Raw genomic sequence first — 11,361 nt, forward strand, 5'->3', positions numbered from 1 at the left:
ATTGGCCCCACAGTGTAGACGGGGTGGATGTCAGCAATTCGGCCTGTTGATGGCTTTCTTTAATCGCAATGTGCCATCACTGTGACGCAGTCCGCGAAACCTCAGTGAAAGTTGTCACGCAGATCACCTTGTCGTGCGAGAAAGCGACCTTCCCTACGCCCATTCGCCTGCCCGTCGCGATAGCTCAAGACACCGTTGATCCAAACCCCTTCGATACCCTGTGCGGCGCGTTGTGGATCACTGAAATCCGCGACATCACGCACCGTCGCCGGATCGAACAACACCAGATCCGCCCAATAGCCTTCACGAATCTCACCGCGCTCCTTCAAACCAAACCGTGCCGCCGACAAACCAGTCATCTTGTGCACAGCGGTGTGCAGCGGAAACAGGCCGACGTCACGACTGAAATGTCCGAGCACCCGTGGGAAAGCACCCCACAGGCGCGGGTGCGGGAACGGATCTTCGGGCAGTCCGTCAGACCCGACCATCGATAACGGATGCGCGAGGATTCTTCGTACATCCGCCTCGTCCATGCCGTAGTACACCGCCCCTGCCGGTTGCAGACGTTTCGCGGCATCGAGCAGCGGCAGACTCCATTCGGCGGCGATGTCGATCAGGTCGCGGCCGCTGACCTCGGGGTGCGGCGTCGACCAAGTGATGGTGATGCGATGCGCATCGGTGACTTGCTTCAAATCCAGCGTCGAAGAACTCGCCGCATACGGGTAGCAATCGCAGCCGACCGGGTGAGTTTTCGCTGCCTCTTCCAACGACGCCAGCAATTGCGGACTGCGCCCCCAGTTGCCGACGCCGGCACACTTGAGGTGGGAAATGATCACAGGTGAACGCGAGTGACGACCGATGCTGAACGCTTCATCCATCGCTTCCAGCACCGGTTCGAATTCACTGCGCAGGTGCGTGGTGTACACCGCGCCGAACGCCGTCAGTTCTTCAGTCAGTTGCTTCACTTCATCGGTGGAGGCGTTGTAGGCGCTCGCATACGCCAGGCCTGTGGATAAACCCAACGCACCGTGCTCAAGGCTTTCTCGCAGTTGCTCACGCATCGCGGCGATTTCTTCTGGCGTCGCGGTGCGGAACAAGTCATCCAGATGATTGCTGCGCAGCGCCGTGTGGCCGACCAACGCGGCAACGTTCAACGTAGTATTGGCCGCCTCGACCGCCGCGCGGTAATCGCTGAAGCGTGGATAAACGAACGCCGCCGCCGTGCCGAGCAGGTTCATCGGGTCTGGCGGATTGCCCTTCAAACTGACCGGCGAGGCGCTGATTCCGCAGTTGCCGACAATCACTGTGGTCACGCCTTGGCTGAGCTTGGGCAGCATCTCTGGCTGACGGATGACTACGGTGTCGTCATGGGTGTGCACGTCGATAAAACCCGGCGCCAGCACACGGCCGGCGGCGTCGATTTCTTCGGTCGCCGTGGCCTCGTGCAAGTCGCCGATACGCTCGATGCGGCCATCGCGAATCGCCACGTCCGCTTTGTAGCCGGGCATGTTGCTGCCATCGATGATCAGGGCGTTGCGAATCAGCGTGTCGTACAGCATGTCAGTCTCCCAGCGGCAGGTGATCGTCGCCGCCACGGTATTCGTCGAGGGCGAGTTTGATCCGCCGCAGACGCTCTTGATTGTCTTCAGGATTGGCCAGCGCCAGCTCGGTCGCGAGCACGTCGATGGCGAGCAGCATGCCGTAGCGCGCCGCCGTCGGTTTGTAGATGAACGAGGTTTCCGCGCCTTGCAGCGGCAGGACGATGTCGGCCCGTTCGGCCAGCGGCGAATCGGCGCGGGTGATCGCCAGAATGCGTGCGCCGTAGTTGCGCGCCAGCTCAACAGTCTCAAGCAATTCCGGGGTGATGCCGGTCAGCGAACAAACGATAAGCACTTGCTCGGCGTTGAGGCTGGCGGCGGTAACACGCATCATCACCGCGTCATGACACACCGCAATCGGGTAGCCGAGGCGCACCAGGCGTACCTGCAATTCGTCGCTGCACAGGGTCGAGCAACCACCCATGCCGAAGGCGTGAATCATTCGTGCCTGGCCGAGCAGTTTCACCGCATCGGCGAAGCGTGACTCGTCGAATCCGGCCAGATGCTGGCGCAGCGTGGTTTCGATATCGCCGACAATCTGCCCGTAGAACGCCGACTGTTCAGGCGTGCCCGCCGGGTCGAGAAACCGGCTGCCAATGCCGCTGGCCTGAGCCAGTTGCAGGCGCAGATCACGCAGGTCGCGACAGCCGACGGTGCGGGCGAAACGCGACAGCGTGGCGGTGCTGACTTCAGCGCGTTGGGCGAGGTCTTCGAGGCTGGCACTGGCGGCGAAACCAACGTCGTCGAGCATCAGCCGGGCGATGCGGCCTTCGCCGGCGCTGAAGGAATCCTGACGGGCGCGGATCTGGTAGAGGATGTCCATGGGCGGCGGGCTCCGGTTACAGCAGGTAAGAAAGGCCGACGGTCAGGCCGAACGCGACTACCGAGATCAACGTCTCAAGCACGGTCCAGGTCTTGAACGTCTGCGCGACCGTCATGTTGAAGTATTCCTTGATCAACCAGAAGCCGCCGTCGTTGACGTGGGAAAAGATAACCGAGCCAGCGCCAGTCGCCAGCACCAACAGCTCAGGGTGTGGATAACCCAGACCAATGGCCACCGGCGCGACCACCCCAGACGCGGTGGTCATCGCCACCGTCGCGGAACCGGTGGCGACGCGCATCAACGCCGCGAACAGCCAGCCCATGATCAGCGGCGACAGGTGAAACTCATGAGCGAGGCCGACGATCTGATCGGTGACGCCCGCGTCGACCAGAATGCGGTTCAAGCCACCGCCAGCACCGACCAGCAAGGTGATACTGGCGGTAGGTGCCAGACATTCGTTGGTGAATTTCAGAATCGATTCGCGATTGAAACCCTGGGCAATCCCCAGCGTCCAGAAACTCAGCAACGTCGCCAGCAGCAGCGCAATCACCGAATTGCCCATGAACAACAGGAACTGGTTGAAGCCGCTGCCCGGCGTGGAAATCAGGTTGGCCCAGCCACCGATCAGCATCAACACCACCGGCAATAGAATGGTCGCCATGGTGATGCCGAAACCCGGCAGTTTGTCGCGCGGCTCGCGGTCGAGGAATTGTTTTTCCAAGGGGTTATCCGCCGGCAATTGAATGCGCGGCACGATGAATTTGGCGTACAACGGCCCGGCAATAATCGCGGTGGGAATGCCGATGGCGATCGCATACAGCAAGGTCTGCCCGACCGACGCCTGATAGGCCTGCACCGCGAGCATCGCCGCCGGATGCGGCGGCACCAGCGCATGCACCACCGACAGGCCGGCGACCATCGGCAAACCGACCATCAGAATCGACACGCCGACGCGTCGCGCCACGGTAAAGGCAATCGGCACCAGCAAGACGAAACCGACTTCGAAGAACAGCGGCAAACCGACCAGAAACGCGATGCAGACCATCGCCCAGTGCGCGTTCTTCTCGCCGAACTTATCGATCAGCGTGCGCGCCATCTGCTCGGCGCCACCGGACTCGGCCATCATCTTGCCAAGCATCGTCCCCAGCGCGACCACCAGCGCAATATGCCCCAGCGTCTTGCCCACCCCGGCCTCATACGCCCCCACCACACCCGACGGCGGCATCCCCGCGACCAGCGCAAGACCAATGGAAATCAGGGTAATGACAATGAACGGGTTGAGCCGGTAACGGGCGATCAACACGATCAGCGCGATGATGGCGACGGCGGCATAGACCAGCAGCCAATAGCCGAAGGAAGGCGTCATGCGGTACTCCTCGAAAGGGTCACGTTCGAATGGGTTGTGAAACTCATAAATCATTTCGAGATCGAGATTTCAAACCACATGAAAGTAATTTTCGTGGAGAGGCAAGGCGTGTCGCTGATGGATATGTCTTGTCGTGATTAATGAAAATCGTAGGGCGGGATTTACATGGCTTTTCGGTGAACGAGAAACCAATGTGGGAGCGAGCCTGCTCGCGAAGGTGACTTCACATTCAACATCTTTGCCGACTGATCCACCGCTTTCGCGAGCAAGCTCGCTCCCACAGTTTTGATCGCATTCCTCCAGACAGGATGCGCAAAACCTGCGGGAGCTGGCTTGCCAGCGATGATGGCTGCACATTCAACTTAAATGCTGACTGGCCGACCGCTATCGCTGGCAAGCCAGCTCCCACCGGTTCGGTGTCCAGCCATACGTTATATTTTTCAAATCCAGCCAAGCGCTATACTCGCCTGACAACCTCCGCGGAGTCCCTGCCATGAGCCCCACACCTCGCACCAAAAAAAAACTGACAACCGAAACGTTGATCCGCGCAGTTGCCAGTTCGACAGCCATCGAGACGGGTCAAAGCGTGGAGACCATTGAGCGCAAACTCAAACTCAGATCCAGTAAATTTCTGCATTTGTCCCTGGCCAAGTAGCCCCGCCTCAAGTCCACAACGCCTGTCGTACCCAATACTCCATGGGTTCGTAGTTGCATTTCAGCCCTTGGTTGATGGCTGCAAAATAAGCCTCTTTATTCCGCTCCCAACTGCTGTAGTCCAGCGGCACGTAGCCCGCCTGCACGGCCATGACATCCGCCAGTAATCGCGACAAGCGTCCGTTACCTTCACGAAAGGGATGAATCAGGATGAACTCGACGTGCGTGACAGCAATGGCGCGAATCAGGTTCTCGTCCAGATCGGGCCGACATGGCGTGTATTTGGCAAGACAGTCCCTTTCAAATACGTCGAGCAACCGAGGAATTTGCGGTGCAGCGGCGAAGAAAAATCCATCCTTGCCCAAATTTACCGCACGGACATCGCCCGCCCATGGATAGATGTTCCCGAGCCAGCGTCGATGCCAATCCTTCAGATCCTGAACAGTGATTGACCGATCAGGCAAATGCTCGATGAGCACAGATTGGTAGAGCTTTTCCAACAAAACCAGCTCTGCATCATCCATGTCTTCGGGTTCGATAACTCCCAGTTTATTGCTCAGCACTTGCTCATTCGAGCCGGGCTGAAAGCTGCTTTGCGCCCCTTCTGCGTCATAACGGTTAATCATCCTTGTACCTGCTGAACTGGCAATGTTCAGAGCACCATAGGTCTGACGTGACACAAGCGCAAAGCCCGAAACGAAAACGGCTGCACGATGGCAGCCGTTCTAAAGGGTGATCACAAAGCCCGGCGGGGCTCAAACTGCAATCACACCATTTCGTTACGAATCCATTCAACCACCGAGGTGCGCTTCGGCACCCAACCCAGCAGTTCGCGGGCGTGTTTGCCGCGCACTCGGCTGTTGGAGCCTAGGCCGTAGTTGGCCATTTCGTAGCCCCACTCCGCTTCGGCGTCTTTCAGCGGCCAGTCTTGTGGTTGGCCCAGGTTCAGGGCTTCGGCCATGGCGGTGGTCATGTCGATAAACGACGCTTCGCCGCTCTCGACGAAGTAGAAAGTGCCCGGGACGTTCTTGGTCAGCGCCAGCAAGTACAGGGCGACGACGTCTTCAATGTGCACGTTGGACCAGATGTTCTGGCCAGTGCCGACGTGGCGCACCACACCACTTTTGCGTGCTTGCTTGAGCAGTCGCGGTAATTGCACGCTGTCACGATTGACGCCCAGGCTGTGGCCATAGATCAGCGTATTGCAGATCACTGCCGAATTCACGCCGTCCTGCGCCGCGGCGAGGATCAGGTTGTCGATGGCCACGCGGGCGGCCTTGTCGACGGTCGGCTCTGGCAGGTTGTCTTCGTAGTAGATGACGTCGCTGGACTTGCCGCCGGATGCATCGCCAACAATGCTCGAACCGCTGGTGTGCAGGAATACTTTGTTGGAACCGCGCAAGGCATCAAGCAACGCTTCAACTGCACCGCGATGGTCGCTGCTGGCGGCGTTGATCACCGCATCGGCAGCGCGGGCCTGTTCGGCGAGCAGTGTTTTGTCGTCGAGAGTACCGATGACCGCGTTGATCCCGATGGCTTTCAGCTCTTCAGCCTGTTCGGCGCTGCGCACCAGGCCTGTGACTTTGTGCCCGGCCTTGACCAGACCGGTGGCGATCGAGCCGCCGATAAAACCGGCAGCGCCGGTGACGAATACGTTCATGGAATAACTCCCTGCGTGAATAAGTGATGGGACGAGTATCGGCCTGTGGATCCGAGGGAAAAACCCGCCCCCACCCAATTCACTCTTGCGCAGAGGTCACGAATCAGCCCTTGAAATCGGCGCTGGCGTAAGCAGCGAGTTTGCTCTGGATAAAGTCGAGGAAGCACTGAATGCGCAGCGCCAGTTGCGAGTTACGGTAGTACACCGCGTTGATCGGCTGGCGATAACCGCTGTTGAATTCGCCGAGCAGGACTTTCAGGCGCCCGGCCCGAATGTCGTCGATGGTCATGAAGTGCGACAGACAGGCGATGCCCTGACCTTCCAGCGCCAGGTGGCGCACGGTCTCGCCGCTGGAGGCGCTGATCGCCGGGGTGATCGGCCAGCGGTCGCCGTGCACATAGCGCAGCGGCCATTGGTTGAGGCCTTCGTTCTGGGTGAAGCCGAGCAAGGTGTGTTCGCTCAAGTCCGCCACTTGCTGCGGCGCGCCGTGCTTTTCCAGATAGGCCGGGCTGGCGACGATCAGCAGCGGACTGCAACCGAGCGAGCGCGCGTGCAGCGTCGAGTCAGCGAGGGTGCCGATACGGATGGCGACGTCGGTGCTTTGTTCCAGCAGGTCAATGATCAGGTCATTGCTGTTGAGTTCGAGCTGGATGTCCGGATAGAGACGGCGGAATTCGTCGATGTACGGGACGACCGCGTGGAGCATGAACGGTGACGCGGCATTGATGCGCAGGCGCCCGGACGGGGTTTGCTGGCGCGAGGACAGACGCTCTTCGAGTTGCTCCATCTGATCGAGAATCAGCTTGGCCTGCTCGAAGAAATACTTGCCCTCCTCGGTCAGGTCCATGCGCCGCGTGGTGCGGTTGATCAACGTGGTGTCGAGCTTGGCTTCCAGCTTCGACAACGTGCGGCTGACCGCCGACGGCGTTTGTCCGACCTGTTCGGCGGCGGCGGAAATCGAACCGCATTCGATCACGCAGACGAAAATCTGCAACTCATCGGATCTGGCTTTCACGGGTGTCCTCAAATCGATTGGCCTGCCCCGCAGGCTCAGGCCTTCGATAGTAGCCGAGCATCAGCCCTAGAGGCCAAACACCTCGGTCAAATGCTGCTCATAGCGCGCCACATCAGCCTCGATGTTCGGCCGCTTCATCACGTCCACACAAAGGAACGTCGGCAACCCGGTCATGCCCAGAAATTCGTTGGCCTTGTGAAACGGGAAGTACACCGCGTCGACGCCTTTGGCCTCAAAGAAATCCGTCGGGTCATCGAAGGCTTGCTGCGGTGCGTTCCAGGTCAGCGACAGCATGTATTGCTTGCCCTGAATCAGACCGCCGCTGCCGTACTTCTGCGACGCATCGGAACGGGTGCGGCCGTCGCTGGCGTAGAGGCTGCCGTGGCCTTCGGTGAAGACTTCGTCGAGGTACTTTTTCACCGTCCATGGCGCGCCCATCCACCAGCCCGGCATCTGATAAATGATCACGTCGGCCCAGAGAAATTTCGCTACTTCTGCGGCGACGTCATAGCCCTCGTCGATGAAAGTGGTTTTGACGTCGACACCGCCACGATCCAGCACGCTCAGCGCGGCCTCATGCAGGGTGGTGTTGTAGCGACCGTCGGAGTGAGCGAATTTTTTACCGCCATTGAGCAACAGCACTTTTTTCATGAGAAAGCCTCGGCGCAGCCATTGGGCTGGATGGAGAAGGGAAACTGGAATGGCGGCAGATTAACGATCCGCCTCGCGCGGAATAAGCCGGTTTTGCGCAAAATACATTTGATCAAAAAGCACGAATCTATCGACGATTGTTGCAATAACATCCGCGACGTTCTGAATTTGAGGAGTCGTTGTGATGAGTGAACGTTTGGGTTTTATCCTGCACGCCAAGACCCGCCCGGAACAATCCGAGGCCTTCGAAGCGCTGTTTCGCGCCTATGTAGAGCCGAGTCGCGCTGAGCCGGGTTGTATCGAGTACCACATGCTGCGCGACAAGGAAGACCCGACGCTGTTTATCTTCTACGAGATCTGGGCATCGCAAGCGCACCTGGATGAGCACTCGAACCTGCCGCACATGAAGGCATTCTTCGAGCGACGCATGGATTATCTGGAGCGTGATTTTGATATCCGCCAGATTGAAATGCTCAGCGAAGCCTCGGCTAACCGCTGATCAACAAATGGGCGCCAAGCGCGCCCATACCAATAAAGAACACCCGCTTGAACAGCACGGCGCTGATCCGTTCGCGTAGCCATTGGCCAAGCAACATGCCGAGAATGGCCGGGATCAGCGCCAGCAGCGAAGCACTCAGTTCGCCGCCACCGAGGGCGCCACGCCAAAGCAATCCACCGGCCAACGCCAGCGTCGAAACGGTGAAGGACAGGCCCAGCGCCTGCACCAGTTGATCGCGATTCAAGCCCAGCGCTTGCAGGTACGGCACCGCTGGAATCACGAAGACGCCGGTGGCCGAGGTGATGACACCGGTGATCAAACCGCACGCCGGACCCAGCCAGCCTTCATGGCGGGGATTGACGCTCAGCGTTGGCAGAAACAAACCGCTCAACGCATAAAGCAACAGCGCCGCGCCGAGCCCGCGCACCACCCAATGCCCGCCTGCCATGCCGATCGACAACGTGCCGATAGCGGTGCCGAGGAAGATCATCAGCAGCATTGGCCAGAGGCGCTTGATCAGTCCTTTGAGGTGACCACCAAAGGCGAGTTGCCAGACGTTGGTCAGGGTTGCCGGGATGATCAGCAAAGCGGCTGCCTGCGACGGTGCCATAGCCAGACCGAGCATACCCATGGCGACGGTGGGCAGGCCGAGGCCGATCACGCCTTTGATCAGGCCGGCGAGGATGAAGGTCATGATGACCAGCAGGGACAGAGCCAGACCGAGGTGCTGGTAGAAATCTGTGAGTGTGTTCATGGCGCTACTGTGCGCTGGTCGAGGTTGGATGAAAATCTGCCATATACTGAGGGTGCCTCTGCCCATACAAGAGGCTGATATTTTCTTTGAAGCCTCTGGCCCCTTCGCGAGCAAGCTCGCTCCCACATTGGATGTGTGTCGTACACAACTCCCCGTGGGAGCGAGCTTGCTCGCGAAGGGGCCAGCCCGAACACCCTAAAACCAGAGGCCACCCTCATGCACTTCGACCTCACCGACCTGCGCCTCTACCTGCACATCCTCGACACCGGCAACATCACCGCCGGCGCAGCCCGCAGCCATTTATCCCTGGCCGCCGCCAGCGCCAGAATCCGCGCCATGGAAGCCTCGCTTGGCGTCGATTTTCTTGAGCGCGGCCGCCGTGGCGTCACACCGACGGCCGCCGGAAAGGCGCTGGCCCAGCACGCGCGCATCCTCCTGCAACAGGCCGAACGCCTGCAGCAGGATCTGGCCGACTACGCCCAAGGCGTCAAAGGTCAGGTGCGCTTACTGTGCAACACCACGGCGATCACCGAATACCTGCCGGAAGTACTCGCGGACTTCCTGCGTGATCACCCCAATCTCGACATCGACTTGCAGGAACTGCCCAGCGCGCGCATCACTCACGCCTTGCGCCAGGGCGCGGCGGACCTGGGGATCGTCTCCGATGCGGTCGACACCCACGGCCTGCAAACCCGCCCCTTTCGCGACGATCCATTGGTGCTGATCCTGCCCCCCGAGCATGTTTTGGCGAGTCAGGCGTCGCTGACGTTTGGTGAAACCCTGGCGCACGACTATGTGGCGCTTGGCAGCCACAGCGCGCTGGCGATTCACTTGGAGGAACAAGCGCTGCACATCGGCCAGCGCATGTCGATCCGGATCCGTGCCGATGGCTTCGAGGCCGTCATGCGCATGGTGGCGCGAGGTGCGGGGCTGGCCATCGTGCCCAAGGTGGCTATCGAGCGCTGGGCGGCGGTGCACTCGATAACGTGCCGGCCGCTGGACGAAGTCTGGGCCCATCGCACTCTGCAATTGTGCGCGCGGGACTTCGACCACCTGCCCGGTTACGCCCGGGCCTTGTTTGATGCGCTGGTGCCTTGACTCTACCGCTAGGGGCAGACTCTATCCTGTGCGCTTCATTTCAGGAGTACACACAATGAGCAAACGAATGCTCGTGATACTGGGTCACCCCTCCACCGACAGCTTCTGCGGGGCATTGAGTGAGACTTACGTTCAGGCCGCCAAGGACGCCGGGCATGACGTGCGGCTGCTGCGTCTGGATGCGCTGGAGTTCGACCCGGTCCTGCACGAAGGCTACAACAAGGTGCAGCCACTGGAGCCGGACCTGCTGCAAGCGCAGGCCGATATCACCTGGGCCGAGCACCTGACATTCGTCTATCCGATCTGGTGGGGCGGGATTCCGGCGCTGTTGAAAGGCTTCGTCGACCGGATTTTCCTGCCGGGTTTCGCCTTCAAATATCGCGAAGGCAAAGCCTTCCCCGACAAGCTGCTCAAGGGCCGCACCGCGCATTTGCTGGTGACCATGGACACGCCGTACTGGTACTACAAATGGATCTATGGGATGCCGGGGCTGAATCAGATGCGCAAGACCACGCTGGAATTCTGCGGCATCAAGCCACTGAAGACGCTGACCTTCGGGCCGATCCTTGGCTCCAAGCCAAACCAGCGCGATGCCTGGCTGGAAAAGGCGCGCGTGACCGCCGCCGTCTAGGGTTTTCCAGCCGCCTCAACTGACGGCGCACCCGCCGCCGTCAGTGCCTCTTCGGGTTCCCTTCACGAGCCCGTCCGTCGCCTGTGCACGTCATTTACGCGCAGTTGCAATTTTCCGATGGTATTGGACATATAATCGCCGCCGATCCGGCATGACGCCTGATCGCGCTACGCTATGTTTGACCATCGAGACGGACCTTATGTATATCGGCAAAGCCGCCCAGCTGTCGGGCACCACAGTCAAAAGCATTCGCCATTACGAAGAAATCGGCCTGTTGCCAGAGCCCAAGCGTGAAGGCAAATACCGCATCTACAGCCAGCAAAGTGTCGAGGTGTTGACGTTCATCAAGTGCGCCCAGCAACTGGGTTTCAAGCTCAAAGAGCTGCAGGTGATCCTCAACAACTACCGCGGCGACGAATTCCCATGGGACATGGCGCAACGAGCCATTGCCGAAAAAAAAGCCGAACTGGTGACCCAGATCGGCGATTTGCAGCAGTTGCACGACGGCCTCGAAGCGTTCGAAAACAACCTCAACGATGCGCGACAGGAATGTCAGTTCGAGCGCATTGCCCGTTATGGCGAAAAAAACCCGGGCACTACCCTGAACTGAAA

General features: G+C 59.7%; 12 protein-coding genes. 4 read left to right on the top strand and 8 right to left on the bottom strand.

Annotation, left to right across the window (positions count from 1 at the left end; all coding sequences use genetic code 11):
* Window positions 1-101: 101 nt before the first annotated feature.
* The 7 genes from HUW52_RS27850 to HUW52_RS27880 form a co-directional block, all read right to left on the bottom strand.
* A complete protein-coding gene (locus HUW52_RS27850; RefSeq protein ID WP_175555430.1) occupies window positions 102-1,559 on the bottom strand; it encodes an amidohydrolase family protein in 1,458 nt (485 codons plus the stop codon).
* A gap of 1 nt (window position 1,560) precedes the next feature.
* The gene (locus tag HUW52_RS27855; protein ID WP_175555431.1) at window positions 1,561-2,421 is read right to left on the bottom strand and encodes a MurR/RpiR family transcriptional regulator; all 861 of its coding nucleotides are present in this window, start codon (window positions 2,419-2,421) and stop codon (window positions 1,561-1,563) included.
* A 16-nt stretch (window positions 2,422-2,437) separates the two neighbouring features.
* Window positions 2,438-3,787 carry a GntP family permease gene (locus tag HUW52_RS27860; RefSeq protein WP_175555432.1) on the bottom strand — a complete coding sequence of 450 codons (1,350 nt, stop codon included), beginning with the start codon at window positions 3,785-3,787 and terminating at the stop codon, window positions 2,438-2,440.
* Between the two features lie 662 nt (window positions 3,788-4,449).
* Window positions 4,450-5,067, bottom strand: a complete 618-nt coding sequence (locus HUW52_RS27865; protein ID WP_175555433.1) for a Fic family protein — start codon at window positions 5,065-5,067, stop codon at window positions 4,450-4,452.
* A 140-nt stretch (window positions 5,068-5,207) separates the two neighbouring features.
* The gene (locus tag HUW52_RS27870) at window positions 5,208-6,101 is read right to left on the bottom strand and encodes an NAD-dependent epimerase/dehydratase family protein (RefSeq protein ID WP_175555434.1); all 894 of its coding nucleotides are present in this window, start codon (window positions 6,099-6,101) and stop codon (window positions 5,208-5,210) included.
* A 103-nt stretch (window positions 6,102-6,204) separates the two neighbouring features.
* Window positions 6,205-7,116: a LysR family transcriptional regulator gene (locus tag HUW52_RS27875; protein WP_016984263.1), complete on the bottom strand. Its 912-nt coding sequence runs from the start codon at window positions 7,114-7,116 to the stop codon at window positions 6,205-6,207.
* 66 nt (window positions 7,117-7,182) lie between these two features.
* Entirely contained in the window at window positions 7,183-7,767 is a 585-nt protein-coding gene (locus HUW52_RS27880; RefSeq protein ID WP_175555435.1) for an NAD(P)H-dependent oxidoreductase, read from the bottom strand.
* 184 nt (window positions 7,768-7,951) lie between these two features.
* Between HUW52_RS27880 and HUW52_RS27885 the strand changes: the two genes are divergently transcribed.
* Entirely contained in the window at window positions 7,952-8,266 is a 315-nt protein-coding gene (locus HUW52_RS27885) for a putative quinol monooxygenase (protein ID WP_175555436.1), read from the top strand.
* On the opposite strand, the gene HUW52_RS27890 is transcribed toward HUW52_RS27885, so the two are convergent.
* Window positions 8,256-9,020 carry a sulfite exporter TauE/SafE family protein gene (locus HUW52_RS27890; RefSeq protein ID WP_175555437.1) on the bottom strand — a complete coding sequence of 255 codons (765 nt, stop codon included), beginning with the start codon at window positions 9,018-9,020 and terminating at the stop codon, window positions 8,256-8,258. The genes HUW52_RS27885 and HUW52_RS27890 overlap by 11 nt on opposite strands.
* A gap of 216 nt (window positions 9,021-9,236) precedes the next feature.
* Here HUW52_RS27890 and HUW52_RS27895 point away from each other — a divergent pair, with 216 nt between their 5' ends.
* From HUW52_RS27895 to HUW52_RS27905, 3 genes are all read left to right on the top strand, one after another.
* Window positions 9,237-10,118: a LysR substrate-binding domain-containing protein gene (locus HUW52_RS27895; protein WP_016984259.1), complete on the top strand. Its 882-nt coding sequence runs from the start codon at window positions 9,237-9,239 to the stop codon at window positions 10,116-10,118.
* 55 nt (window positions 10,119-10,173) lie between these two features.
* A complete protein-coding gene (locus HUW52_RS27900) occupies window positions 10,174-10,749 on the top strand; it encodes an NAD(P)H-dependent oxidoreductase (protein WP_016984258.1) in 576 nt (191 codons plus the stop codon).
* A 199-nt stretch (window positions 10,750-10,948) separates the two neighbouring features.
* Window positions 10,949-11,359, top strand: coding sequence for a MerR family transcriptional regulator (locus HUW52_RS27905; RefSeq protein ID WP_100846316.1), 411 nt, complete (start codon window positions 10,949-10,951; stop codon window positions 11,357-11,359).
* The last annotated feature ends 2 nt before the right edge of the window (window positions 11,360-11,361 follow it).

Origin of the sequence: Pseudomonas sp. 43A, assembly GCF_013363935.1 — a bacterium.
Lineage (GTDB): Bacteria > Pseudomonadota > Gammaproteobacteria > Pseudomonadales > Pseudomonadaceae > Aquipseudomonas > Aquipseudomonas crudilactis.